25 protein-coding genes are annotated in these 25,266 nt (G+C 72.3%); 13 read left to right on the top strand and 12 right to left on the bottom strand.

Annotated features, from left to right (window positions below):
* The first annotated feature begins 6 nt into the window (after positions 1-6).
* Genes CJZ98_RS01805 through CJZ98_RS01815 form a run of 3 tightly spaced genes read left to right on the top strand, consistent with a single transcriptional unit; the run spans position 7 to position 3,073 of the window.
* Positions 7-1,029 (top strand): permease, encoded by a 1,023-nt coding sequence (locus CJZ98_RS01805; RefSeq protein WP_094587805.1) that lies wholly within the window; start codon positions 7-9, stop codon positions 1,027-1,029.
* A complete protein-coding gene (locus tag CJZ98_RS01810; RefSeq protein WP_094587806.1) occupies positions 1,005-1,724 on the top strand; it encodes a TIGR03943 family putative permease subunit in 720 nt (239 codons plus the stop codon). The genes CJZ98_RS01805 and CJZ98_RS01810 overlap by 25 nt, the downstream gene beginning before the upstream one ends.
* Entirely contained in the window at positions 1,721-3,073 is a 1,353-nt protein-coding gene (locus tag CJZ98_RS01815; RefSeq protein WP_094587807.1) for a hypothetical protein, read from the top strand. The genes CJZ98_RS01810 and CJZ98_RS01815 overlap by 4 nt, the downstream gene beginning before the upstream one ends.
* Before the next feature lie 18 nt (positions 3,074-3,091).
* Here the strand turns inward: CJZ98_RS01815 and CJZ98_RS01820 are convergent, their stop codons facing one another.
* Entirely contained in the window at positions 3,092-3,886 is a 795-nt protein-coding gene (locus CJZ98_RS01820) for a metal ABC transporter permease (RefSeq protein ID WP_094587808.1), read from the bottom strand.
* Positions 3,887-4,015: 129 nt separating this feature from the next.
* Between CJZ98_RS01820 and CJZ98_RS01825 the strand changes: the two genes are divergently transcribed.
* Positions 4,016-4,435, top strand: coding sequence for a Fur family transcriptional regulator (locus tag CJZ98_RS01825; RefSeq protein WP_094587809.1), 420 nt, complete (start codon positions 4,016-4,018; stop codon positions 4,433-4,435).
* Between the two features lie 27 nt (positions 4,436-4,462).
* On the opposite strand, the gene CJZ98_RS01830 is transcribed toward CJZ98_RS01825, so the two are convergent.
* Positions 4,463-5,131, bottom strand: coding sequence for a metal ABC transporter ATP-binding protein (locus CJZ98_RS01830; RefSeq protein ID WP_232756107.1), 669 nt, complete (start codon positions 5,129-5,131; stop codon positions 4,463-4,465).
* A 110-nt stretch (positions 5,132-5,241) separates the two neighbouring features.
* Between CJZ98_RS01830 and CJZ98_RS01835 the strand changes: the two genes are divergently transcribed.
* Together CJZ98_RS01835 and CJZ98_RS01840 are read left to right on the top strand one after the other, a co-directional pair.
* Positions 5,242-6,408, top strand: coding sequence for a metal ABC transporter substrate-binding protein (locus CJZ98_RS01835; protein ID WP_157910833.1), 1,167 nt, complete (start codon positions 5,242-5,244; stop codon positions 6,406-6,408).
* 170 nt (positions 6,409-6,578) lie between these two features.
* Positions 6,579-6,863: a hypothetical protein gene (locus tag CJZ98_RS01840; protein WP_094587811.1), complete on the top strand. Its 285-nt coding sequence runs from the start codon at positions 6,579-6,581 to the stop codon at positions 6,861-6,863.
* Positions 6,864-6,866: 3 nt separating this feature from the next.
* On the opposite strand, the gene CJZ98_RS01845 is transcribed toward CJZ98_RS01840, so the two are convergent.
* Entirely contained in the window at positions 6,867-7,373 is a 507-nt protein-coding gene (locus CJZ98_RS01845) for a ferritin (RefSeq protein ID WP_232756108.1), read from the bottom strand.
* Between the two features lie 901 nt (positions 7,374-8,274).
* Between CJZ98_RS01845 and CJZ98_RS01850 the strand changes: the two genes are divergently transcribed.
* From CJZ98_RS01850 to CJZ98_RS01860, 4 genes are all read left to right on the top strand, one after another.
* Complete coding sequence (locus tag CJZ98_RS01850) at positions 8,275-9,852, top strand: iron uptake porin (RefSeq protein ID WP_094587813.1); 1,578 nt, start codon at positions 8,275-8,277, stop codon at positions 9,850-9,852.
* A gap of 62 nt (positions 9,853-9,914) precedes the next feature.
* Entirely contained in the window at positions 9,915-11,102 is a 1,188-nt protein-coding gene (locus CJZ98_RS01855; protein WP_094587814.1) for a CobW family GTP-binding protein, read from the top strand.
* Positions 11,103-11,227: 125 nt separating this feature from the next.
* Positions 11,228-11,371, top strand: a complete 144-nt coding sequence (locus CJZ98_RS18695) for a hypothetical protein (protein WP_198537417.1) — start codon at positions 11,228-11,230, stop codon at positions 11,369-11,371.
* 157 nt (positions 11,372-11,528) lie between these two features.
* On the top strand, positions 11,529-13,109 hold the full coding sequence (locus CJZ98_RS01860) for an ABC transporter permease (protein ID WP_094587815.1): 1,581 nt from the start codon (positions 11,529-11,531) through the stop codon (positions 13,107-13,109).
* Here the strand turns inward: CJZ98_RS01860 and CJZ98_RS01865 are convergent.
* Both CJZ98_RS01865 and CJZ98_RS01870 read right to left on the bottom strand, forming a co-directional pair.
* Positions 13,106-14,689 carry an MFS transporter gene (locus CJZ98_RS01865; RefSeq protein WP_094587816.1) on the bottom strand — a complete coding sequence of 528 codons (1,584 nt, stop codon included), beginning with the start codon at positions 14,687-14,689 and terminating at the stop codon, positions 13,106-13,108. The two genes, CJZ98_RS01860 and CJZ98_RS01865, sit on opposite strands and share 4 nt — an antisense overlap.
* A 10-nt stretch (positions 14,690-14,699) precedes the next feature.
* A complete protein-coding gene (locus CJZ98_RS01870; RefSeq protein WP_094587817.1) occupies positions 14,700-15,182 on the bottom strand; it encodes a Fur family transcriptional regulator in 483 nt (160 codons plus the stop codon).
* 130 nt (positions 15,183-15,312) lie between these two features.
* Here CJZ98_RS01870 and CJZ98_RS01875 point away from each other — a divergent pair, with 130 nt between their 5' ends.
* A complete protein-coding gene (locus CJZ98_RS01875; protein ID WP_094587818.1) occupies positions 15,313-16,257 on the top strand; it encodes an NAD(P)-dependent oxidoreductase in 945 nt (314 codons plus the stop codon).
* Here CJZ98_RS01875 and CJZ98_RS01880 read toward each other — a convergent pair.
* The 4 genes from CJZ98_RS01880 to CJZ98_RS01895 are packed head-to-tail and all read right to left on the bottom strand — an operon-like array spanning position 16,224 to position 20,157.
* On the bottom strand, positions 16,224-17,273 hold the full coding sequence (locus CJZ98_RS01880) for a lysylphosphatidylglycerol synthase domain-containing protein (protein ID WP_094587909.1): 1,050 nt from the start codon (positions 17,271-17,273) through the stop codon (positions 16,224-16,226). The genes CJZ98_RS01875 and CJZ98_RS01880 overlap by 34 nt on opposite strands.
* Positions 17,274-17,329: 56 nt before the next feature.
* Positions 17,330-18,643, bottom strand: coding sequence for a nickel pincer cofactor biosynthesis protein LarC (larC, locus tag CJZ98_RS01885; RefSeq protein WP_094587819.1), 1,314 nt, complete (start codon positions 18,641-18,643; stop codon positions 17,330-17,332).
* Entirely contained in the window at positions 18,640-19,380 is a 741-nt protein-coding gene (locus CJZ98_RS01890) for a hypothetical protein (protein WP_232756109.1), read from the bottom strand. Before CJZ98_RS01890 ends, larC begins: the two co-directional genes overlap by 4 nt.
* Positions 19,381-19,386: 6 nt before the next feature.
* The gene (locus CJZ98_RS01895; protein ID WP_232756110.1) at positions 19,387-20,157 is read right to left on the bottom strand and encodes a hypothetical protein; all 771 of its coding nucleotides are present in this window, start codon (positions 20,155-20,157) and stop codon (positions 19,387-19,389) included.
* A gap of 97 nt (positions 20,158-20,254) precedes the next feature.
* Here CJZ98_RS01895 and CJZ98_RS18125 point away from each other — a divergent pair, with 97 nt between their 5' ends.
* A complete protein-coding gene (locus CJZ98_RS18125) occupies positions 20,255-21,094 on the top strand; it encodes a tetratricopeptide repeat protein (protein ID WP_198537418.1) in 840 nt (279 codons plus the stop codon).
* On the opposite strand, the gene CJZ98_RS01905 is transcribed toward CJZ98_RS18125, so the two are convergent.
* A complete protein-coding gene (locus CJZ98_RS01905) occupies positions 21,027-21,359 on the bottom strand; it encodes a hypothetical protein (RefSeq protein ID WP_094587820.1) in 333 nt (110 codons plus the stop codon). The genes CJZ98_RS18125 and CJZ98_RS01905 overlap by 68 nt on opposite strands.
* Before the next feature lie 72 nt (positions 21,360-21,431).
* On the opposite strand from CJZ98_RS01905, the gene xth reads away from it, so the two are divergent.
* A complete protein-coding gene (xth, locus tag CJZ98_RS01910; protein WP_094587821.1) occupies positions 21,432-22,265 on the top strand; it encodes an exodeoxyribonuclease III in 834 nt (277 codons plus the stop codon).
* 29 nt (positions 22,266-22,294) lie between these two features.
* Here the strand turns inward: xth and CJZ98_RS01915 are convergent, their stop codons facing one another.
* Both CJZ98_RS01915 and CJZ98_RS01920 read right to left on the bottom strand, forming a co-directional pair.
* Positions 22,295-23,689 carry an APC family permease gene (locus tag CJZ98_RS01915; RefSeq protein ID WP_094587822.1) on the bottom strand — a complete coding sequence of 465 codons (1,395 nt, stop codon included), beginning with the start codon at positions 23,687-23,689 and terminating at the stop codon, positions 22,295-22,297.
* A 14-nt stretch (positions 23,690-23,703) separates the two neighbouring features.
* Complete coding sequence (locus tag CJZ98_RS01920; RefSeq protein ID WP_094587823.1) at positions 23,704-25,176, bottom strand: FAD-linked oxidase C-terminal domain-containing protein; 1,473 nt, start codon at positions 25,174-25,176, stop codon at positions 23,704-23,706.
* Between the last annotated feature and the right edge of the window lie 90 nt (positions 25,177-25,266).

Here is a 25,266-nt window from a genome sequence, read left to right on the forward strand (position 1 = left end):
GCCGTGATGGTGCTCCCGGCCCTGCTGCTTCAACTGAGCGCCCCGGCGCGGCTGGTCACCGCCTGGGCCGTATTTCAGGGCCTGCTGCTGGAGGCGCTGCCCTTCCTGTTGCTGGGGGTCACCATCGCCGCCCTGGCCCGCTGGCTGGCCCCTGGCGGGCAATGGCTGCAGCGCCTGCCCCGCCATCCACTGCTCGGCCCCCTGACCGGCGCCGCCCTGGGCTTCGCCCTGCCGGCCTGCGAGTGCGGCAACGTGCCGGTGGCCCGGCGGCTGCTGGCGGGGGGCGCGCCCCTGGGCACCGCCCTTGGCTTCCTGTTCGCCGCGCCGGTGCTGAACCCAATCGTGCTGGCCAGTACCTGGGCGGCCTTCCCGAATCAGCCCTGGCTGCTGGCGGCCCGGCCCCTGGGCGCCCTGGCGGTGGCCCTGGTGCTGGCCAGCCTTCTGCGGCTGCTGCCGGAATCGGAGCTGCTGGTGCCGGACGTGCTGGCGGAGCGGCGGCTCAGCCAGCCCCTGAGCGCGGTGGGGCTGCTGGAACGGCGCAGCGGGCTGGTGGGCGTTCCGGCGGGTCCGGCGGGCCTGTCGCCCCCTGCATCGGCAGTCCCCGGCGGATCCGCCGGCACCAGACCCCCTCTGGCCGAGGTGCTGGAGCACGGCGGCCGGGAGTTTCTCGATCTGGCGGCGCTGCTGGTGCTGGGCTGCGCCATCGCCGCCCTGGTGCAGACCCTGCTGCCGCGCAGCTGGCTGCTGGCGGTGGGCGGGGCCCCCACCCTCTCGATCCTCAGCCTGATGGCCCTGGCGGTGGTGGTGTCGGTGTGCTCCAGCGTGGATGCCTTCCTGGCCCTCGGGTTCGCCGCCCAGGTCACCCCCGGCGCCCTGCTGGCGTTTCTGGTGCTGGGGCCGGTGGTGGATCTGAAGCTCGTGGGGCTGTTCGGGGTGCTGCTACGGCCCCGGGCCATTGCCCTCACGGTGGCGGGCGCCAGCCTGGCGGTGCTGCTGATCGGCCAATGGGTCAACCTGCTGCGGCTGTGATGGAGATCGGCCTGCGCGTGCTCGGACTGGGCCTCTGGGGGGCCGTGCTGCTGCAGAGCACCCTGGGCGGACGGCTGGATCTGCTGCTGAGGGCCGACTTCCATCCGCTCGTGGGGGGCAGCGGTGTGCTGCTGCTGGGCCTGGCGCTGCTGGATCTGGGGCTGACCCTCAGCGGGCGCCGGGCCCGGAGCATGGGGCCGGTCCTGGGGCAGCGCCGCCGCCAGCTGGTTTGGCTCCTGGCAGCCGGATGCGCCCTGGCGGTGCTGGCGCTGCCCCCCAATCCCTCCTTCGCGAACCTGGCGGCGAACCGCCCCTCCGAACAGCTGGAGGAACCGGAGCTGAGCTTCGTGCTGCCCCCGGCCCAGCGCAGCCTCACCGACTGGGTGCGCCTGCTGCGCAGCCAGCCCGATCCCGCCCTGCACGCCGGGGATCCCGTGCGCATCAGCGGCTTCGTGCTGCCCCAGCCGGGCGACCGTCCCCAGCTGGCCCGGCTGCTGGTGCGCTGCTGCCTGGCCGACGCCACCCCCGTGGGCCTGGCGGTGCGCTGGCCGCCGGGCCGCCAGCCCCGGGCGGACCAGTGGCTGGAGCTCCAGGGGGTGATGGGCGTGGAGCGCCACGGGGAGCAGCTGCGAAACGTGGTGATCCCGCGCCGGATCACGCCGATCCGCCGGCCGGCCCGGCCCCTCGAGCCATGAGCACCCGGACGGGCGCCCTGGTGCTGGCGGGGGGGCTGCTGCTGGCGCTGGTGCAGCAGCAGCTGCTGCTGAGGCGACCACCGCGGCTGGAGTCCCTGGCGGTCGCCCCAGCGAGTTCGGGGCCGGCCGCCCTGGACCTGCGCTTCAGCCGGCCGATGCAGAACGCCAGCGTGGCCAGGGACAGCAGGCTCTACCCGCCGCTGCCGCACCAGTGGCTGGGCGACGGCAATCCGCTGCGGCTGCTGCTCGGCAGCGGTCAGACCGTGGCGGAACCGCTGCGGCTGGAGGTGGCCGGCCAGGACCGCCGTGGCCTGGCCCTTGCACCCCAGCGCTGGCGCTGGGACCCCCGCCCGCGCCTGCTGGCGGTGGTGGCCCTGGCCGGCGGCGAACAGGTCCAGCTGCTGGGCCACGACGGACGCTGGAGACCGCTCTCGCCGATCTGGCCCGCGATCCCCACCCTCACGCCCCTCGGCAACGGCTCTGCCCTGGCCTTCGCCGCCTCCGACAGCGCCGGCCGCCAGAGCCTCTGGCGGCTGCCGCTGCGCCAGCACAACCTCAACGGCGGTCGGCGCGATGGGGCCAGCGCCCCGCTGCGGGAACCCGAGATCGGGCGCCTGGAGCGGCTTTCGGAGCAACCCTTGGTGTTCGCCCACCTGAGCAGCAACCGGCGCGGCGATCTGCTGGTGCAGGCCGGGAGCCAGGTTCTGGCCGGCACCAGCACGACCCTGCTGCGCCGGGATGGCGGCCGCATGGCCATGCCCCAGACCAGCAGCGGGCCGATGCAGCTGCTATCGGAGGGCAGTGGGGTGGTGGTGCCCCAGCTGGAGGGCCTCAGCCTGCAGGCCCTGCCGGGTCAGCCCCCACGCCGGCAGCTGCTCCCTGGCAGCCGCGACCTGCTCGGCTTCTGCCCCGTGGGGGGGCGGGCCCTGCTGCGGCGTCACTGGCCGGACTTCCGCCGCTCCCTGGAGCTCGTGGAGCCGGGCCAGGCGCCGCGACAGCTGTGGCTGGGCGACGAGGCCCTGCTGGCCGCCGCCTGCGACCGCGGCGGCGAGCGGGTGTGGGTCCTGGTGAGCGCGGGCCTGGAGCGGCCGAGGCTGGAGCTGCTGGCCCTGGAGCGGAGCGGCCGCGTGGCGGGACGCCGATCGCTGACAGGCTGGGAACTGGAACCCGGCACGGGCCTGCAGTTCGACCCCACCAGCCGCCAGCTGCTGCTGGCCCTGCGTCGCCAGGGCGCCAACAGTCCGAGGGTTGCGGATGCCGCCCGGCCGGCCCTGATCGACGGGCGCAGCCTGGATCTGAAGCTGCTGGGCAGGCCGGTGCGCCAGGTGCAGTGGCTCACTGCCGGCTGAGGACCGGCCGCCCGCCCCTCAGCCCCGCCGCAGGGCCGCCAGGGGCAGCAGCCCCATGCACAGCACCCCGATCAGGGGGCCCGGCGGCAGGTTCACCGCCGGCTGGATCGCCAGCAGGAAGCCCCCGGCGCTGAGGGCCAGGCCCACCAGCGCGGCCCGCAGCAGCGCCTGGCGCAGGCTGCTGGCCCCGCCCAGGGCCAGCAGGGCCGGCGCCCCCATCAGGGCGATCACCAGCACGACCCCCACCGCCGTCATGGCACTCACCACCGTGAAGGCCGTAACGAGCGTGAGCAGCAGCCGGAGGCGCCGCACCGACAGGCCCGCGCTGGCGGCCCCCGTGGGATCCACCCCGAGGTAGACAAGCTGGCGGTAGCGCAGGGCCAGAAGCAGGGCCAGGGCCGCCAGGGCCAGGAGACTGCGCAGCAGATCGACGGGGCCGGCGGCCAACAGGTCGCCGAACAGCACGGCCTCGAGATCCACGCGGATGTGCAGCAGGGGGATCAGCAGCACGCCCAGACCCAGGAAACCCGCCAGCACCGTGTTGAGCACCGCCTCGTCGCCGCCCTCACCCGGGCCCTCGGCACGGCTCAACCGCTCCGCCAGCAGCGCCCCGGCCACACCGCTCAGCACCCCGCCGAGACCCGGATCGAGACGCAGGGCGATGGCCAGGGCCAGGCCCGGCAGCACGGCGTGGGAGATCAGGTTGGCCTGGAACAGCCGCCGCTGCACCAGCAGCAGGGTGCCGGTGAGCGGGCAGAGGGCTCCGATCAGCAGCGCCAGCACGAGGGGCAACAGCCACCAGAGATCGGTCATCGCGGCGGTCAGGGGAGGGGGCAACGGGAGGGAAACACGGCTGGGGCGAGCCGGTGCCCCCGGCCGGCGTCAGGCGGGCCCGGCGGGGCCCTCCATAGGATCGGGGCTTGCCGCGTCGCCGCTTCGGCCATGCCTCCCCAGGTTGCCGCCCCCAGCGAACGGCAGCAGCTGCTGCTGGAGCAACTGCGCCAGTCCGATCGGGAGCTCTCGGGGCAGGACCTGCACGCCCTGCTGCGCCAGGGCCCCCAGACCATGGGCCTGGCCACGGTGTACCGGCACCTGCGGCAACTGCAGCAGCGGGGGCTGGTGCGCTGCCGCCACCTGCCCAGCGGCGAGGCCCTGTTCGCTCCCACCGACCGGGATGAGCACCATCTCACCTGCGTGGACTGCGGCACCAGCGTGGTGCTGGAGCAGTGTCCGATGCGGGACATGCCGTTGCAGGACGTGCACCTGCACGGCCCGCAGGCCCGGGGCTTCCAGCTGCTGTTCCACACGCTCGAGTTCTTCGGACTGTGCGAGGCCTGCCAGCAGCGGCAGGCACAGCCGTAGACGCAGCCCAGGCCGACCGGCCGTGGATCAGCCGCAGCAGTGGTTGCCTACGTGCAGATCCCCCAGAGAGCGGCGCACCTGGGCCGGAGTGCCATCGGCGAGCAGTCGGCGGTCCAACACCAGCACCCGGTCGTAGCTGTCCAGGTCGCGGCCCCAGTCGTGGCTGCTCACCAGCAGGGTGAAGCCGGCATCGCGCAGCTGCCCCATCACCCCCAGCAGCTGGGTGCGGGATGGCGGATCAATGGCAGCACAGGGCTCATCCAGCAGCAACACCCGGGCAGGCTGCACCAGGGTGCGGGCCAGCAGGGCGCGCTGCTGCTGGCCGCCGGAGAGCTGGTCGAGCCGGCGGCCGGCCAGCTCTCCCAGGCCGACGCGCTGCAGCGCGGCCTCCACGTCGCAGCAACCGGGACGCGTGGCCGCCAGGCGCCCCAGGGCGACCAGCTCGCGCACGGTGATCGGGAAGTGCCAGGCGATCGCGCTGCGCTGGGGCATCAGGGCCAGCCGCTGCCGCGCCAGGGCCGGGCTGAGGGGCTGGCCATCGAGTCGGATCGAGCCGGCCACCGGGCTGAGCTGGCCCTCGATCGCCTGCAGCAGGGTGCTCTTGCCGGCGCCATTGGGGCCCACCAGAGCCGTGAGGCTGCCGGGCTCCAGGGCGAAATCCACGCCATCCAGGGCCAGGATCGCGCCGCGGCGCACGCAGAGATCGCGAACCTCGAGAGCCAGGGGAGGCCAAGGCGCAGGCCGCCCAACGCTAAGGGGGCCGCAGGCATGAGAACCGTTATCGTTCGCCTAGATTGATCCACGCCGTGCACCCGCGCCGTCCCACCGCCTCGGCGGCTCCCGCCGCGGCCACCGCCAGCCCGGCCCGCGCGAACGAGGCCACGCTGGCCCTGGGACTGGTGTCCGGCCTGCTAGGGCTGGGCCTCACGGCCTGCGGAGGCGGGGCCGTGGGACCAGCCAGCACCGGAGCGCCCAGCACCGCGCCGGTGGTCGTGGCCGGCGACGGGGTGCTGTGCGACCTCGCCACCCGCATCGCCGGCCCCGACCTGCAGGTGCGCTGCCTGCTGGCCGCCGGAGACGATCCGCACCAGTTCCGGCTCACTCCAGCCCAGAAGCGGGACCTGGGCGCCGCCTCTCTGGTGCTGATCAACGGCTACGGCCTCACGCCCGCCCTCGCCCAGCTGCCCGGAGCCGTGCCCGTGGCCGAACTGGCCGTGCCGGACAGCCCCCTGCTGGTCGGGGGCACACCGGGGCAGGCCGATGCGGCGCAGCACGGAGGCCCCGAGGAGCGCCACGATCCGCACCACGACGAGGCCCATGCCGATGGCGATGACCACGACCATGGAGCCGGCGACCGCGATCCCCACGTGTGGCACGACCCCCGCCAGGCCAGCGCCATGGCGCAGCTGGTGGGCGAACGCCTGGCCCAACGCAGGCCGGCGGCCGCGCCCGCCATCCGCGAGCGCAGCGCCGCCCTGATCGCCCTGCTGGGCGAGCTGGACCAGTGGAACGGCCGCCAGCTGGCCTCCATCCCCCGCGGCCCAGGCAGCACGGCCCCGCCCCTGGCCACCGGGCACCGGGCCTTCACCAGCCTGGCCCGTCGCTACGGGCTGCGGGAACTGCCCGTGGTGGACGGTGGCAGCAGCAGCAGCAGCCTGCGCCCCCAGGCCTTTGAGGGGGTGGTACGCCAACTGCAGCGCGAGCGTGTGCCCCGTCTGTTCGCCGAGCAGCTGCCGCCGCCACGCAACCTGGAGCGGATCAGCCAGCTGAGCGGGGTGCCGATCGCCAGCCAGGCACTGGTGGCCGATGGACTGGCCCGCTCCGCCACGGGCGGCGACGACACCAGCGAGGGCAGCGGCAACCTGATGGCCACCCTCACCGCCAACACCTGCGCGATCAGCGAAGGCCTCGGAGGCCGCTGTGATCGCGCCGGCGAGAGAGAGCTGGTGAACCGGTGGCGAGCGATTCGCTGAACCCAGCCCGAAGCTCCACCGACCTCGCCACCGACAGGCAACCGCACCACGAGGAGTGCAATTGAGAATCGCTTGCAGAAAGCGAGCGGGCCACCTAGGTTGCCAACTGATCCCCGCCTATGCGGCGCCAGTGCACCCGCCCGCACGGGGCGGCCGGCGCTTCCTCAGCCATGTCCGTCCCGATTCCCTCCGTGGCCCAACACTCCGACAGCCTGATCGGCAGTCTCTGCCGGGAGGTGGACGCCCTCCGCTCACGGGTCGTGCAGCTGAGCCACGCCCTGGTCCGCTGCCAGAACAGCACCCTGTGGCGCCGGCTGCATCAGGAACGGCAGCGACTGCTGGAACGGCGCCATGAACTCCTGCAGGTGGCGCGGATCTGGCAGACCCAGGAGATGCGTGACCCCCTGGCGATCGAATTCCTGGTGGAAATCACCAGCCGGCCGATGCCGGGCTGAAGCTCAGGCCAGGCTGACGGGCGTGTGCAGCCCGTTACTGAGCTCTCCGTCGATGATCAGCATCCCGGCGGGCTGGCCCTGAACGAAGCGGACCCGTCCCATCAGATGCGCCAGTTCATGTTCCGCGGCCACCTGTCCATCCACAAGGGGATCGAGAAAGGACGTGGTACGCACATCGGCGCTGCGCTCGGCCATGGCATAGAGCTGGTGCAGCGAACTCGTGACATCCACCTCCATCTGAAAGGCAGCCGCCAGAAGTTCTTCGGCTGAGGCCCAGGCCTGCCGAGGCGAGGGAACCTCATGGAGGAGAACGGCCTGCCCCCGGGCAATCAGGTAGTCGGCAAACCGGCCGGCGTGCTCCTGTTCACTGGCAGCCTCCTGCTTGAAATACTGGGCGAATCCCCTCAACTCCCGCTCGGCAAACCAGATGGCCTTGGCGAAGTAGGCCGCGCTGGCGCAGCGCTCCAGGCCCAGGTGCTGCTGCAGGGCTTCAACCAACGCGGGATCCATGGGCTGGGCCATCGCACGACCGGAGGGGCCAAGGTCAGCGGCGATTGGTGTGCCGATTGGTGTGTCGATATGCGTGCCGATCGGCGGGCCAATGGGTGAAGTCGCCATGGGCTTCCAGTCAAATCACCACCATAAGTCGGAGTGAATCAATCACAGGCGCTCGGGAAACGGATGGGAGCAGGGATCAGGTCTCCACGTGACGAAAGCTACAAGGGAATGTCATTAACGGGAAATGATTCCCTAGGGCCAATCAAGGCTCGATAGCCTGTCCTGGACATTGGGCGGCCTTTCACGCCGCTAGCCCTCAGCCATGGCCCAGAGCATCGGACGCCCGGAAGGAGACAACCCATCCAGATCCAGCCGCAGACCGCAGCAGGACAAGAAGAAGGGTTGCAAAGAGAAGAAATGCTCCAAGTGGAAAGGAGGCTCCTGTCGTTGCGGACGCGACTGAACTCCCACGGGCACGCATGACGCCCGGCGGCTGCAACGCGACCAGGAGCGTTCATCCAAGGAGCTGCGATTCGCCCCTGCCAGATGAATGCTCCGGTGCTGCCAATGGCCCAGGGAATGGTGCCGCCACTACAGCAACGCGCCGACAGTGACTGCACAATCAGCCCTGTGTACCAGCCTGCGGACTGCCGATGCGACGTCCCAGCTTCGGCCTGTTCCCGACCACCGCCGGACTCCTGACGAAAGCGAAGAGGTTCGGCCAATCCCCTAGAGGCAGCCAGCCACCCGCCCCGAAAGCTGGGCAACACAGGCCAAGGCAGCGAGGGGGACGGAGGCGGCGATGGCTGAGCCCACCGCAGCCACCGAGAACATTAACAATGGGAACCATTATCATCCCGAAGCGAGTCCGCCGATCCCCGCGGTCCCGGCGGCCCACCACCACTGCACCCGAATGATCCGCATCCCTTCCCGAACCCCAGCCCATGCCCTGCTGACGCTCTCGGCGGTGCTCACCCCCCTGGCCACCGGCGCCACCGAGCTCAACCTCGACGGGGTAAAGCGCTACAGCGGCTTTGCGGCCAGCGAGGAGCAGGTGACTTCAATCACCCAGTTCTCGGACGTGCAGCCGACCGACTGGGCGTACCAGGCGCTGAGCAACCTGATCGAGCGCTACGGCTGCGTGGCCGGCTATCCCAACGGCACCTTCAAGGGCCGCCAGGCTCTCACCCGCTATGAAGCGGCCGCCCTGCTGAACGCCTGTCTCGATCGGATCACCGAGGTGACCGACGAGCTGAAGCGCCTGATGAAGGAGTTCGAGAAGGAACTCGCCGTGCTGAAGGGCCGCGTGGATGGCCTGGAGGCCAAGGTGGGTGAGCTGGAGGCCACCCGCTTTTCCACCACCACCAAGCTCAACGGCCAGGCCACCTTTGTGCTGGGTGCCAATGGCTTCGGTGGCAGTGCCCGAAGCGCGGTCGAGGCGGCCCGCCAGGAGGTGGGCGCCACCACCTTCAACTACGACGTCCAGCTCAGCTTCGACACCAGCTTCAGCGGCAAGGACCTGCTGCGGACCGTGCTGCGGGCCGGGAACTTCGGGTCCACCGCCTTCGGTGGCGCCGGTCCCACCGGAAACCTCTCGACCCTGGAGATCGCCTTCCAGGAGGCCTCGGGCGCCGATTCAGTAGGCATCGACAAGCTCTTTTATCAGACCCCAATCGGCGGCGGCTTCACCGCCACGATTGGCGGTCGCGTTGGCCAGGAGGACATGCTGGCCCTCTGGCCCAGTGCCTATCCCGACGACACGGTGCTGAACCTGCTCACCCTCAACGGGGCGCCGGCGGCCTACAACAAGAACCTCGGCCCCGGCGCCGGTCTGTGGTGGCAGAGCAACGGCTGGGCGATCAGCGCCAGCTACGTGGCCGCCACAGGCAACCTCGGCAATCCCAGCACCGGCGGCATCGGCAACGGCAACAGCCAGGGCACCGGCACCGTGCAGCTGGGCTACGGCACGGAGCGCTGGACCCTGGCGGCGATCTACAGCGCCGTCCAGAGCGGTGTGGCCCTGCCCGGGGCAACGCCCTTCACCACCGCCGTGTTCGAGGGCGACAGCCCCAGCCGCACCGACGCCTTCGGACTCAGTGGCTCCTGGCAGCCGGCCTCAGCCGGATGGATCCCCTCGATCAGCGCCGGCTGGGGGATCAACAGCACTCGCTATGCCAAGAGCCAGGAAGCCGGGTCCCTGACGACAAGCCAGTCGTGGATGGTGGGGCTGCAGTGGAGCGACGTGCTGGCCAAGGGCAACGCCCTCGGCCTGGCCATCGGCCAGCCGATCTTCGCCACGGCCCTCAGCGGCGGCGAGACACCCCGCGATGGCGGCGTCGCCCTGGAGGCCTGGTACAAGTGGCAGGTGAGCGATCAGATCGCGATCACCCCCGCGATCTTCTACCTGAGCCGGCCCCTCGGTCAGGACACTCCCGCCGGCGAAAGCTTCAACCAGCTGGGCGGCCTGGTGAAGACCACCTTCCGCTTCTGACGGGACGCCAGACTGGTGCCTGGGATGCCGTCCCGCAGCCCATCCCGCTTGCCTCCGACGCCATGACCGCCAGCTCAACAGCCAGCTCAACAGCAACGCACCCGCTGAGCACGGACCCGCTGAGCACCGAGGCGCAGCGACCAGCCCTGCCGGTGACGATCCTCACCGGCTTCCTGGGGGCCGGCAAGACCACGTTGCTGAACCACATTCTCAGTAATCAGGAGGGTGTGAAAACCGCCGTGCTGGTCAACGAGTTCGGTGAGATCGGCATCGACAACGACCTGATCATCGCCACCGGCGATGACATGGTAGAGCTGAGCAACGGCTGCATCTGCTGCTCGATCAACGGCGAGCTGCTGGAGGCGGTCTACCGGATCCTGGACAGGCCCGAGCCGGTCGACTACCTGGTGGTGGAAACCACCGGCCTGGCCGACCCGCTGCCTGTGGCGATGACCTTCCTGGGCAGTGACCTGCGCGAGCAGACACGCCTCGACTCGATCATCACCCTGATCGATGCCGAGAACTTCAACGACACGATCCTCGAGGGCGACGTGGCCCGCGCCCAGGTGGTGTACGGCGACATCCTGCTGCTCAACAAGTGCGATCTGGTGAGCGAGGAGCGGCTGGACCAGCTGGAACGGCACCTCCGGGACATCAAGGCCGACGCCCGGATCCTGCGCTCGGTCAAGGGCGACGTGAGCCTGCCGCTGCTGCTGAGCGTGGGCCTGTTCGAGTCGGACAAGGTAGCGCTGCAGGAGCAGCCCGCCGATGGCCATGACCACAGCGGCTGCGACCACGACCACGGCCACTGCGAGCACGATGTCGCTGAGCACGGTGTCGCCAGCCACGATCACGGCCATGGCACCCACCACCACGGGCATCACGACCACGATCATCACCACGACCACGATCACGATCACGCGCACGCCGCCGATCAGCACGCGATCGAGGGCTTCACATCGCTGTCCTTCAGCAGCGACGGCCCCTTCGCCCTGCGGAAATTCCAGAACTTCCTAGACAACCAGCTGCCCGCCGGCGTGTTCCGTGCCAAGGGCATTCTCTGGTTCAACGAGAGCGACAAGCGGCACGTGTTCCACCTGGCCGGCAAGCGCTTCTCCATCGACGACACTCCCTGGACGGGTGAGCGCCGCAACCAGCTGGTGCTGATCGGCAAGGAGCTGGACCACGCCCAGCTGCGCAAACAGCTGCAGGCCTGTGTGGCCAAGCACGCCGGCAAGGGCTTCGCCTGAACCTCGGACAGCCTGGCGCCGGGCACTGGCCTGGGGCCAGGCTGTCAACGTGCTGAACAACGGCATCACCGAACACACCCGCCACGAAAACCCTGGCTAGGTTGGGGCGACCCGAGCCGAGCTCCATGGCCGATGTCGTGCTTTTCACCGCTGTCCTGGCGCTGTTCGGCCTGGCCTACTGGCTCACCGCCGGCTCCGATGACGACAACGGCGGCGGCGGCCTGATGCAGCCCGTACTGGTTCCGGTGCGGGCTCGCCAAGCCCGCTGAGCGCTCCATCAGAAGGCAGGTTTCACCCCAGCCTCAACCAGGCGCCCCAAGGGGCGCCTTTTTTGTTGCCGGTGACGGTCCGCCGCTGATGGGGCTCCAGCCAGGCCCTGCCTAGGGTGGCGGCCCAGCGATCCGCGCCGTGGTCGCCGCTCCAGCAATGGTCGCCGCTCCACCAGCCGCCCCCGCTCCTCCTCCCGCCGCCCCCCTACCCCCCAGGCCCGGCCAGCTCCTGCAGGACCGCAGCGGCCTGGCCGTGGCGGTGCTGGTGCTCTGCGGCCTGGCCCTGCTGCCGCTGCTGCGGCTGGGGGGCTTCGCCCTGACGGGAGGCCAGGGCCTGATCCACCTGGGGGCCGAGGGCCAGCAGCAGCTGGCCGGCAGCCTGGGCCTGGTGCTGGCGGTGGGCCTGGGCTGCGCCCTGCTCGGCACCACCAACGGCTGGCTCACCGCCAGCTGCCGATTTCCCGGCCGCCGCTGGCTGCGGATCGCCCAGCTGCTGCCGATGGCGTCGCCGGCCTACCTGCTGGCCGCGACCCTGGTGGACCTGGGCAGCCGCTGGACCCTGCCGGTGCACGGACCCCTCTGGGCCGTGGTGGTGCTGACCCTGAGCACCTACCCCTACGTGTTCCTGCTCAGCACCGAGAGCTTTTCGATCAGTGGCCGGCGCCAGCTGGAGGCCTGCCGCAGCCTGGGGGTGGGGCCCTGGGGCGGGTTCCGGCGCGTGGCGCTGCCGATGGCCCTGCCCGCCATCGGCGCTGGCATCGCCCTGGCCGGCATGGAGGTGGTGAACGAACTCGGGGCGGTGGAACTCCTGGGAGTGCCCACCCTCTCCGCCGGGATCCTGCAGCGCTGGCAGGCGGAAGGGGACCCCCAGGGCGCGGTGGGACTGGCCCTGGTGGCCCTCGTGATCGTGGGCCTGCTGGTGGCGGCCGAGCGGCAGCTGCGGAGCCGCAGCCGCTGCTGGAACCTGGGCCACGGAGGCGAGGCGGAGCATTCCTGGCAGCTGGCAGGCCCGCGGGCCCTGGCGGCCCAGCTGTGCTGCCTGCTGCCGCCCCTGCTGAGCCTGGGGGTGCCACTGCTGTGGGCGGCCATGAGCCTGGATCAACTGGTGAGCCAGCCCCTGGGGGACCTGCTGGCCCTGGCAGGACGCAGCCTCGTGCTCGCCCTGGTGGCCGCAATCCTCACCGTGGCCTGCGGCCTGCTGCTGGCGATCGCGCGGCGCTGGATCGCCCAGCCCCTGCTGCAACGTCTCAGCTTCGTGGCGGGCCTGGGCTACGCCGTACCCGGCACCGTGCTGGCCCTGGCCCTGATGCTGGTGGGGGGGCCCCTGGGCCTGGCGCCGCTGCTGCTGCTGGTGTGGGGCTACGGCGACCGCTTCCTGGCGGTGGCCAAGGGGGGCCTCGATGCGGCCCTGGAACGGATCCCCCCCAGCGTCGATGAGGCGGCCACCGGCCTGGGCTGCCGCTGGCCGGAGGTGCTGCAGCGGGTTCACCTGCCGCTACTGCGGGGGCCCTTGCTGGTGGGCGCCCTGCTGGTGTTCGTGGACACGGTGAAGGAGCTGCCGCTCACCTTCGCCCTGCGCCCCTTCGACTTCGACACCCTGTCGGTGCGGGTCTACCAGTACGCCAGCGACGAGCGGCTGGGGGCGGCCCTGGTGCCGGCGCTGCTGATCCTGCTGCTGGGCCTGGCAGCCTCCCTCGCCCTGGTACCGAACCTGGAGCGACGCGGCCAGTCGGGCTAGAGGCGCTCCAGGTTGAGGCCGCGGGTCTCGATCCGGAACCACCAGGTCACGGCAGCCCCCAGCAGCGACGTGGCCGCCAGGGCCGCCAGCAGCGGCCCGGTGCCAAGCCGCTGCAGCAGGGCCGGAAACAGGAAGGCCGTCAGCACGGCCCCCACCTTGCCCGCCGCCGCCGCCAGGCCCGAGCCGAGGCCCCGCAGCGGCGTCGGGAACACCTCGCCGGCGATCAGATAGGTCTGGGCGTTGGGGCCCAGGTTCGTCATGAACTGGAAGACCACGAAGCCCAGAACAATCAGGGCAAGGTGCGCCGGCCGCCCAGGTCCGACAGCAGCCATGCCGGCAGCACTCACGGCACCACTGACGCCCCCGCTGCCGGCCATGGCGATCAGCAGGCCAGTGGCGCAGCCCACGAAGCCCAGGATCTGCAGCGGGATCCGACCCCAGCGATCCGCCAGCAGGATCGCCACGCCGATGCCCACCAGGAAGCCCAGATCGATCAGGGCCGTGCCCCGGGCCCCCACGATCACCCCCTCGATCAGCTCGGCCAGGCCAGCGGCAGGCCCACTGGGGCCCGTCGGCGTCCCAGCCAACGGCACCGCCGCCAGCTCCGCCACCCCGGACGGCAGGCTGCCGAAGGCCGTGGCCACGATCACCGGCGTGAAGATGCCGATGCCGTAGGTGGCCAGGTCCTGCAGGAACCAGGGCAGGCAGGCCAGCACCAGGGCCCGCTGGTGACGGGGACGGAACAGGTGGCGCCAGTCGGCCAGATGGTGGGGCTCCAGATGGGGATGGGCCTCATGGGGCTGCAACAGGTTCAGGCCCGGCCGGTGCAGCAGCCTGGCCAGGGCGACCTCGGCCTGCTCCCGTCGCCCGCGGCTGATCAACCAGTGGCTGCTCTCCGGCAGCAGCAGCCGGGACCCGAGCACGGCGGCCACCGGCAGGGCCGGCAGCAGATAGAAGAGCCGCCAGGTGTCCAGCTCCGGCCTGGCGCCCAGCAGCAGCGCTGCCAGGGCTGTCCCTGCCACGGCACCAAGGGCCTGGAAGCTGAAGGCCGCCAGCACCAGCCGACCCCGGGCCGCCGCCGGAATGCTCTCGGAAATCACCAGGTGGGCGGTGGGGTAGTCGGCGCCGAGGGCCAGTCCGATGGCGAACAGGGCCGCCACCAGCCAGCTGGGGCCAGGGCTGGCGGCCGCGGCCAGCAGGGCCAGGAGCAGCAGGGCCATCTCGCCGATGAACACGGGCCGGCGGCCGAAGCGATCCGCCAGACCGCCCAACAGCAGGGCCCCCAGCAGGATCCCGAGCAGGCTGGCGGCCGTCACCAGGCCCATGGCGGCGGGCCCAAGGCCGAACTGGGCCGCGACCAGCGGCAGGGCAATGCCGCCCATGAACACCACCAGTCCCTCAAAGAACTTGCCGGCGCTGGCCATCCCCCACACCCGCCACTGGGTCGCGGTCAGGGGCGGAGCGGCCAGCAGATGCTGGCTGTCCCAGGCGGGGAGGTCCTCGATCCAGGCCTGCACGCTGCGGGCCTGCGGGCAGGGGCCGCCCTGGCTAGCGGGGGCATGGGAGTCGGCGGCAGCCATGGAGCGCCCCTCAGCCCTGCTCGGCGGCGGCACAGCGGGGGCAGAGGGCGCGCACGTTGAGCACGCACTCCAACAGCCGGAAGCCGTGCAGCCCGGCGGCCTGCTCGCCCGCCTGCAGCACCGCCTGGCTCTCGAATTCCTCGGTGTGGCCGCAGCGCACGCACACCAGATGGTGGTGGTCGCGATGGTCGTCGCCGGTGGCCAACTCGAAGCGGCGGCCGCCCTCCGGCAGCTCGAGCTCCCGCAGCAGCTCCATCGAGCTCAGCAGCCGCAGGGTGCGATACACCGTGGCCAGCGACACCCGCTCCTCGGCCCGCAGCAGCCGCTGGTGCACCTCCTCGGCGCTGAGATGGCTGCCCTCACCGATGCGCTCGAACAGGGCCAGCACCCGCTGGCGCTGGGGGGTGAGCCGCTGGCCGCGGCCGTGCAGGCTGGAGCGCAGCTGGTCAGCCTGAGGGTGGGGAGCCGGGACTGGGGGCAGGGCCGCCGCCATGGGGGTGACGCGAGGGGGATGGCAGGGGCCGGCACGCCGGGCCACCCACTCAGTTCTTCTCAACAGTAATGCCTGTTGCGAAGGGCTGCCAGACTGCGTGGCATCCGCACCGCCGGCGCCGCCTCCGCCCATGCCCCCAACCCCCGCACGACCCCGGGCCGTGTTCCTCGATGCCCTCAGCCTGGGGCCGGTGGATCTGAGTCCGCTGGAGTCGTGGGCCGAGCTGGAGGCCTGGCCCGTGACGGCCCCAGAGCAGCGGCTGGAGCGGCTGGTCGGCGCGGCGATCGCGATCACCAACAAGATTCCCCTCGATGGGGCACTGCTGCACCAGCTGCCGGACCTGCGGCTGATCTGCACCGCCAGCACCGGCACCGACCAGCTGGACCTGGGCGCCTGCCGGGAGCTGGGCATCGCGGTGCGCAACGCCGGCGCCTACAGCCGCGCCTCGGTGGTGCAGGTGACCTGGGCCCTGATCCTGGAGCTGGCCACCCGGATCCAGGCGCGCCGGGACCGGGTGCGCTGCGGCGACTGGCAGCACAGCCCGGTGTTCGCCCTGGTGGAGCCGGAATTCGATGAACTGCAGGGCCAGCGGCTGGTGGTGGTGGGCGCCGGCGACATCGGCCGGGGCGTGCTGGCCATCGGCGCGGCCTTCGGCATGGAGACCGTGGGCCTCACCAGCCGCTCCAGTGCCGCTGAAGTGGAAGCTGCCCTGCGCAGCGCCGATGTGGTGAGCCTGCACGCCCCGCTCACGGCCGCCAGCGCCGGGTTGATCAACGCGGAGCGACTGGGCTGGCTGAAGCCCACGGCCCTGCTGGTGAACCTGGGCCGCGGCGGCCTGGTGGACACCGGCGCCCTGGTGGAAGCCCTGCGCCAGGGCCGACTGGCCGGGGCCGCCCTGGATGTGCTCAGCCAGGAGCCCCCCGGCCCGGAGCTGGAGCCGCTGCTGCAGGTCCCCAACCTGATCCTCACGCCCCACATGGGCTGGACGTCCCGCCAGGCCCGCGGCCGCCTGGTGCAGACCCTGGCGGCGCACCTGCAGGACTACGCCCGTTCGTCGGCCGGGGCGGGGGTCTGAGCGGCGGGGGCCGGGGCGGCGGGGGCGGCCGCCAGGGCCAGCAGCCCCCCATCCAGCCGAGCCGTGCTGGCGGCAACCAGATCGGCAAGGGAGGTCACCAGGCGGTAGCTGAGGGCCACCGCCAGCAGGGGCGCCTCCGGCACCGACACCCCCAGCCGCAGCAGCAGCACCGCCTCGAACACCCCGAGGCCACCGGGGGCACCTGGCACCACCAGGCCAGCGGTCCAGGCGAGGGCGAAGCCGGCCAGCCAGCTGCCCCAGGGGATGGTGAAGGCCACATCAAAGGCCTGCACGCAGCAGGCGAAGCCGGCGAAGCGCAGCAGCACGAAGGCCAGCTCCGCCAGCAGCGGCAGCAGGGGGTAGCCGGGCAGCCGCAGCTGGGGGGACGGGATCTGGCCGGGCTCCAGGAGGCCTCGGCGCTGCAGCTGGGCGGCCCGGCGCCGCTCCAGCCGATCCAGCAGCGGCGCCAGCCAGCGCGGGGCCAGGGCCAGCAGCGGCAGCACGCCGAGGGGTCCCAGGCCCGCCTGCCAGCCGCCCAGGGGCAGCAGGGCCAGGGCCGCGACCGCCATCAGCAGGGGATCGAGCAGCACCGCCACCAGGGCCTGACCCGTGGCCAGGGGAGCCGGCAGGGGGTCGCCGGCGGCAGGGCCGTCCTGCCCGGACGACTGCAACGCCCGCAGCCGGGCCACCAGGTGCCAGATGCCTCCGGGCAGGTACTTGCGCAGGTTCGAGGCCAGAAACAGCAGCACCGTGGCGCGCCAGCGGGGCCGCAGCCCCAGCCAGCGGAGGCCCACGCCCCAAGCCAGGCCATTGGCCACCAGGCTGAGCAGGCTCACCCCCACCGCCAGCAGCAGCCACCACCAGCCCTGGCTATCGAGGCTGAGCTGCAGCAGGGCCCGCAGGTTGGCGGCCAGAGCCGCCAGCACGAAGCCGAAGCTGGCCAGGCCCACCCAGAGGCGCGCGCCGCCGGGCAACTGGCCGGTGAGGGCTGCGAGCCTGGCGGCAGCGGCCCGCAGCCAGGCCACCGGGCGGGCCGCCAGGGCGCCGGCGGCGGAGAGGCAGCGGCGCAGCGTCAGGACGGCTCGGTGGGGCACGGGGGGAGGGGGTCGGCGTTGGGGTCGGGGGGAGGACTGGCCGCCATGGCCTCCAGCGCCGCCTGGCGCAGCTGGGCCAGGGGCAGGCCGTGGCGGCGGGCGAGATCCGCCAGATCCCCATATTCGGGCTTGTGGGTCAGGCCCCCATCGGGCCGGTGGGCCGTCTTGATGCGCACCGGCCCCCAGGCGGTGTGAACGGTGTGGCTGTGGCGGGGCAGGGCCCAGCGCCGCATCCACTGCTCCCGCACCCCCAGACTGCTGCCGTGGCGCCACCACACCGCCCGCAAGGCCTCGGCCTGCTCCGGCCAGGCGATCACGCTGAGCAGCAGGCCTGGGCGGCCCTTCTTCATCAGGATTGGCTGGCTGAATACCTCCAGGGCCCCGGCCTCGCGCAGTGCGTCGGCCAGGAAGGCGAGGTCCTCGGGGCTGGCGTCGTCGATCTGGGCCTGCTGCTCCAGCACGGTCTCGAGATGGGGAGCCGAGGCGGCGGTGCCCGCAGCCACCGCCGGCGCGTGCCCGCCCAGGCCCTCCGCCACCGCGCCCAACGCACCCTGGACGGCCTGACCCAACACCAGCCGCAGCATGTTGGGCCGATCCAGCTGACGGCTACCCAGGCCCACCCCCAGGGCCTGGGGCACCAGGGCCGGCGCCGGCCCGAAGCCATCGGCCAGGGCCGCCATCAGGGCCAGACCGGTGGGAGTGGTGAGCTCGCCCGGGGGAAAGCCGGCGCTGGAGGCCAGGGGAATGGCGCCGCGGCGGGCCAGTTCCAGCACGGCCGGGGCCGGCAGGGGCAGCACCCCATGGGCGGTGCACACCGTGCCGTGACCGGCGGGGGGCACGGTGCAGATCAGCCGCTCCACCCCGAAGTGGGCCAGCCCCGCGCAGACCCCCACCACGTCCACCAGGGCATCGAGGGCCCCCACCTCATGGAAGTGCACCTGCTCGGGCGCCAGGCCGTGGACGGCCGCCTCCGCCTCCGCCAGGCCCGTGAACACCGCCAGGATCCGGTTGCGCAGCTCCGGCTGCAGCGGCGCCGCGGCGATCAGGGCGCGCAGCTCGCTCCAGTGGCGATGGGGCGGCTCCATCTCCAGGCTCTCGACCGCCAGGTGCAGCCCGCGCAGGCCGCCGCTGCGGCGCTCCTCGAGCTGCAGCCGATAGCGGCCCTCCAGGCCCAGGGCAGCCAGGGGTGCCTCCACGGCCGCCTGGGCCAGGCCCAGGTCGAACAGGGCGGCCAGCAGCATGTTGCCGGCCAGTCCCGTCGGGCAGTCGACGACCGCCAGGGGGGTGGTCATGGCTGGCTGGGCGCAGCGGCGAGGGGCACGGGGGCGGGCGGCTGCCCAGCCGGAGCAAACAGCCGGGGTGCCGCGTCCAGCAGCTGCTCGGCCTGCTGCTCCAGTAGGTCGCGCCGCGCGCGCAGGAGCTGGTCCACCTCGCGGCGGGCGCGGCGCTGCTCCCGCTGGGCCGTGGCCACGTCGAAACCGGAGAGGCCCCAGAGCCGCCCCAGCAGGGCCCGATCGTCGGCGCCGCCGCGGGAGCTGCCGTAGATCAGGGTCTCGGCCGCCATGCCGGCCTGCAGCACCCGGCTCCAGCGGCGCAACTCCTCGGCCGGCAACTTGGCGTGGGCCGGGGGGTCGAGCTCGGTGCTGCCGCTGGCGGCCAGGCCCTGGCGCAGGCAGGCCAGGCTGCCCACCAGCACCTGGCACACGGCCATAGCCTCCTCTTTCGCCACCAGGACATGGCCGGCCTCGTGGATGGCGATGCGCCGCAGCCGGGCCCGCCCGCCGGGCAGGGCCTCGGCCAGCAGGTGACCACCCCGCCCCCCGAAACGGGCCGCATCCACGCTGAGGGCCAGCAGGGCCCCGCCGGCCGCCAGGGCGATGACGCCGGGCGAGAGGCCCAGCGGCGGCCCGACCACGGCCACCAGCGTGACCGCAGCAACGGCGATGCCGACCCGCAGGGCCTCGCTGGAGCCGGCCGAATCTTCAGGGCGACGCAGCGTCGGGCGTGCGGGCTGGGGCGGGGCAGGCATGGCGGGTCAGCGCCTTGTCACCGCTGCCGTCGGACGGCCGCCGCGGCCGGGGGCACCACCGCCACCGCCCGGGCGACCACCGCGTCCCTTGGTCTTGCCGCCGCGGTTGCCGCGCTGGGGGATCGGGGCAATCACCTCGAAGGCCTCCAGGGTCAGGACCTGCCCCTGCCGGCGCAGGTCCAGGGAGACGAAGTGGCGCAGGTGTTCCAGGGGGATCTCGCCCTGGAGTTGCAGCTTGAAGGGCGTGGGCCGGCTGCCGTCGGGGCGGGGCTGCTGGCGGATCTTGACCACCACCTCGCCGCTCTCCGGCCGGGTGTAGATGAGTTCGCCGCGGACTGAGAAGTAGTCGTCGCCCTCGGGCAGGGCATCCCCAGGAAGATCGGCCGGGAGCTCGGCGGATTGCGCCACGTCGTCGGCCGGAGCCTCGCCGGGAGCTCCTTCCACAGCCTCTGCCTCGCCCTCCGGGCGCTCCAGCGCGGCCTGGGCCGCGGCCAGCGTGCTCGGCTCCCACACCCCCACGAGCTGCAGGTGCAGCTTGTCGGCCTCGCGGTAGCGGGGGTAGGCGACCCAGAGGTGGGGCTTGCTGAGGTCAAGGTGGCGACGCATCAGGGTGAGCACCCGGCCCAGCACCACGGCCTCCAGCTCGCTGCCGTCGGCGGTACGGATCAGGCCACGGGTGAGCTGCTCGGGATCGCTGGGCTCATAGGTGCCCCGCACCACGCCGATGGCCCGGTACTGCAGCGGCTCGGTGACCGGAGAAATGGGATGGTGACGCATTGTGGCTGGAACCCTCTAGGCGCGCGGGACCAGCAGGGCCCGAAAGCCAATGTAGCGAGGCCGCGGCGGCAGACTGGCGCCACCACCCGCCCGCGCCATGCCGCCCCGACCCAGCCCTGGTTCCCGCTCCGGCCTGCTGCTGGCCCTGGCGGCCCTGGCCCTGATGGGCCTGGCCGGCGCCGGTGGCTGGTGGCTGGGGCAGAGGGGCAGCGGCGGGGGCGATCGCTCCCGGCTGGCCCTGGAGCGCCAGGCCGATCAGCTGCGCAGCAAGGTGGATCAGGGCTCAGCCAGTGACGCCGAGCAGGAGCGGCTGGTGCAGCTGCTGCTGGCCCTCGACCAGCAGCGGCAGGCCACCCAGCTGCTGGAGACCCTGGCCGACCGGCAGCCGGAGCGCTGGCAGCTGCGGCTGTTGCTGGCGGAACTGCGCCGCAATGGCGACGACCGCGCTGGAGCCGAACGGGAGCTGCGCCAGCTGCTGAACCTCAGCCCGGAACGGATCGAGGCCCTGCAGCTGATGACGCTGCTGCAGGTTGAGCAGGGGCGAGGCCAGGAGGCGGAGCGCCAGCTGCGGGCCCTGCTGGCCAAGGCCAGCAAGCCGACTCTGCAGGCCCAGGCCTTACCACTGGGCCTTCTGCTCGGCGACCTGCTGCAGCGCCAGGGCCAGAAGGGCGCCGCCGAGGCGCTCTATCTGCAACAGGCCCAGGAGTTCGCCAAGGATCCCCGGCCGCTGTTGGCCCTGGCCCTGCTCAAGCAGGAGCAGGGCGACACCAAGGCGGCCCAGGTGGCCCTGGCCAAGGCCCGCGAGCGCCAACCCGACAAGGCCAACCCGCGCCTGGATGAGGTGGCCGCCAGCTGGGGACTGGCCGGCCTCAGGGCCCCTTCAGCGGCGACGAAACCCCAGGCTGCGCCGGCCTCGACTGGGCCTCAAGATCCTTGAGTGCCGCATCGATCGCGTCGCCGGGGGTAGTGGCGTTATCGAGGGCCATCCCCTTGCGGAGCTTGTTCATCAGGTCCAGGGGGTTGGTGGTTTCGAGGATCGAGCCCCCCTTGCTGCTGCCGGGCCCGCTGGGGCCGTAGTCGTAGACGTTCTGCTCCTGCTTGGACAGTCCGGAGGAGTAATCGGCTCGGGCCGGAGCGGCGGCGGCCAATAGGCCGGCCGCGAGCAGCAGGGCTGGGATGGGGGAAGCGAGGTGGCTACCCATGGCCTTCGCAGCGCAGTAGTTGTATGGGAATGCTAGGAGCAACGGCCCACCGTCACGCCCCACCCGAGCCCCATGCGCATCGCCACCTGGAACGTGAACTCGGTGCGCACCCGGCTTGAGCAGGTGGTGGCCTGGCTGGAGCGGGAGCGGCCCGAGGTGGTGTGCCTGCAGGAAACCAAGGTGGAGGACGCCCTGTTCCCCACCGGCGCCTTCACGCCCCTGGGCTACCAGGTGGTGACCAGCGGCCAGAAGGCCTACAACGGCGTGGCGATCCTGAGCTTGCTGCCGCTTGAGGATGTGCAGATCGGCTTTGACGCCCTACTCCCGGACGACCCCGAGGCGCCGGGACTGAGCGAGCAGAAGCGGGTGATCAGCGCCCTGGTGGAGGGGGTGCGGGTGCTCAACCTCTACGTGCCCAACGGCAGTGCGCTCACGAGCGAGAAGTACGCCTACAAGCTGGAGTGGCTGGCCTGCCTGCGGCGCTACCTGGCGGCCCAGGAGCAGCAGGGCGATCCGCTCTGCATGGTGGGCGACTTCAACATCGGCCCCGAAGCCCGCGACCTGCCCGATCCGGAGCGCCAGAGCGGCGGCATCATGGCCAGCGACGCCGAGCGTGACGCCCTGGCGGCGTGTCTGGGCAAGCGGCTACGGGATGGCTTCCGGCTGTTCGAGCCGGCGAGCGGCCACTGGAGCTGGTGGGATTACCGCAGCGGCGCCTGGGACCGGGATCGGGGCTGGCGCATCGACCACATCTACCTCTCGGAGGAGCTGGTGGAGCTGGCCACCGGCTGCAAGATCCACAGAGATCAGCGCGGCAACGAGAAGCCCAGCGACCACGCCCCGGTGGTGATCAACCTGGCCTGGCCTCTCCCGGACGACGAGGAGGACGACGGGGACTGGGGCTGAGGGGCTCCTGGCCTCTCTCTGGGCTGGCCTCAGGTCTCGCCCCAGCCCAGGCGCCGCGAGGCGGCATAGAGCGGATAGCCCAGGGCAATCAGGGCCAGGGCCGCCAGGCTGTTGGCCGTGTCGCTGCAGAGGGCGGCCACCAGGAAGGCCAGGGATCCGGCCGCGATCAGCAGCGGCGTGAAGGGGTAGCCCCAGGCGCGGAAGGGGCGCTCCAGCTCAGGCTCGCGCCAGCGCAGCACCAGCAGCGCCACGATGCCGGCCAGGTAGATGGCCACATACAGAAACGAGGCCATCCCCAGCAGCCGCGCGAAGGAGCCGCTCAGCACCAGGGCCGCCGCCCCACCGCTGGTGATCGCCAGGGCCGCCAGCGGCGTGCCGCCGCCCGTCACCTGCTGGGCGAAGGCCGGCACCAGACCATCGCGGCTGAGCCCGAACAGAATGCGCGGGGCGGCCATCACCACGGTGTTCACCAGCCCCAGCAGCGACAGCAGCGCCAGGCCCGTGATCAGGTGCCCCCCCAGGGGGCCCACGAGCCGCCGGGCCGCATCGGCGGCCGGCAGGGCCGAGGCCGCCAGCTGCTCCAGCGGCAGCACCCGCAGCAGCGCCCCGTTGACCAGCAGATAGATCAGCAGCACCGCCACCACCCCGCCCAGCAGGGAGCGGGGCAGGTCGCGGGCGGGCTCGCTGAACTCCTCGGAGAAGTAGATCGGGCTGGCCCAGCCGTCGTAGGTGGTGATCACGGCCTGCATGGCCAGCACCGCCGCGAGTGCGAAGCCGGGGCCGGTGATCGAGCCGGTGGCCAGGCCGGTGCTGGCGACCAGGTCCGGACTGGCTTCTGCAGCCGCGCCCAACGCGGCAACGGCCTCGCCCCCGGCCGGATCGCCGAGCAGGAAGCAGGCCAGCACCAGCGCCAGGAAGGCCACGGCCTTCACCAGGCTGAGCAGCTGCTGGCTGGCGCTGCCGGCCCGTACCCCCAGCAGCTGGATCAGCGAGAAGACGGCCAGCACGAGGCAGGCCGTGGCCTTCGGGCCCAGGGGGAAGGCCGGCAGCAGCGCCTCCACGTACTCGCCCACCGTGATCGCCACCCAGGCCAGGCCCACCACGTGACCCAGCCAATCGGTCCAGCCCACGCTGAAGCCCGCCCAGGGACCGAACGCCCGCTGGGCATACACATACCAGCCTCCGGCCCGGGGCAGGCTCGCCCCCAGCTCCGCCACGCACATCGCGCCCAGCAGGGCGTAGACGCCTCCCAGCAGCCAGGCCGCCAGGATCAGCACCGGACTGCCCAGCTGGGCCGCCACCAGGCCCGGGGTGCGCAGGATGCCGGCGCCGATCGAGCCCCCCACCGCTCCGGCCAGACCGAAGCCCAGCCCCAGGATGTGCAGCAGGCCAGCCCGTGGGGCCGGCTCCTGCGGGCCGGTCATCGGCGCCTCGCCGCTCAGAAGGCCACCACCGGCTCGGGCAGCTCCACCCCCTGCTCCCGCAGCACCGCCACCCGGCGCGCCGACTCGCCGCAGCTGCGGGGGGTGGGAAAGATCTTGCCGGGGTTGGCCAGGCCGTCGGGATCGAAGGCGCGACGCACCAGCTGCATGGTGGCCAGGTCCTCAGGGGCAAACATCCAGTCCATGTAGCAGCGCTTGTCGCTGCCCACGCCGTGCTCGCCGGTGATGCTGCCGCCGGCCTCGATGCAGAGCCGCAGGATCTCGCCCCCCAGCTCACTCACCCGCCGCTCCACCCCAGGCTCATCGGCCCGGTAGAGGATCAGGGGGTGCAGGTTGCCGTCGCCGGCGTGGAACACGTTGGCCACCGGTAGGCCGTAGCGGCGACTGAGCCGCTCGATCTCCGCCAGTACCCGCGGCAGGGCAGTGCGGGGCACGACGCCGTCCTGTACGTAATAGGTGGGGGTGATGCGGCCCACCGCCGCGAAGGCGCTCTTGCGGCCCTTCCAGAGCAGGGCACGGTCGGCCGCGTCGCTGGCCTGGCGGACACTACGGGCCCCGGCGCCGCGGCAGAGCTGGCCGGCCAGATCCACGGCCGCCACCACCTCCCGCTCCTGGCCGTCGAGCTCGATCAGCAGCACCGCCCCCGCATCGCGCGGGTACTCGTCGTGGCCGAAGAGGTCGTCCACGGCGTTGACCGTGAAGTTGTCCATGATCTCCATGCCGGCCGGCAGCACACCGGCCGCCGTCACGGCCCGCACCGCCTCGCCGGCGGCCTCCATGCTGGCGAAATCGGCCAGCAGCACCGCCACGCTCTCGGGGGCCCGCAGCAGCCGCAGGGTGATGGCGGTGGCGATGCCGAGGGTGCCCTCGCTGCCGATGAACAGGCCGCGCAGGTCCAGCTCCGGCTGCTCGGGCAGTGATCCCCCCAGGGTGGTGATCGAGCCATCGGGCAGCACCACCTCCAGCTCCAGCACATGGTTGCTGGTGACGCCGTACTTGAGGCAGTGAACGCCGCCGGAGTTCTCGGCCACGTTGCCGCCGATCGAGCAGACCTGCTGGCTGGAGGGATCGGGGGCGTAGTAAAACCCGTCGCCGGCCACGGCCCGTGTCACCCAGCTGTTGATCACACCGGGCTGCACGGTGACCCGCTGGTTATCGAGATCCACACCGAGCACGCGGCGCATGCGACTGGTGGCGATCACGAGGGCCTCGCTTTCGGCCACGGCGCCGCCGGAGAGGCCGGTGCCGTTGCCGCGGGCCACGAAGGGCACCCCCAGCTCATTGCAGAGGCGCACCACGGCGGCCACCTGCTCGGTGGTTTCGGGCAGCACCACCAGGGGCGGCTGGTGGCGGTGCAGGGTGAGGCCGTCGCAGTCGTAGGCCAGCAGCTCCTGGCGCTTGGCCACCACCGCCTTGGCGGGCAGGAGGGCGCGCAGGCGCTGGGCGATGCGGGGCCAGTCGATCGTCAAGGGGGCCTCCCGACCACGGGCGAGGCTACCGGGCCCAGTGGCCTAGGGGCTGGGCGCCGGCGCCATTGGCAACGCTCCGATGCGCCCGGA

The organism is Vulcanococcus limneticus LL (genome assembly GCF_002252705.1).
Classification (GTDB): Bacteria; Cyanobacteriota; Cyanobacteriia; order PCC-6307; family Cyanobiaceae; genus Vulcanococcus; species Vulcanococcus limneticus.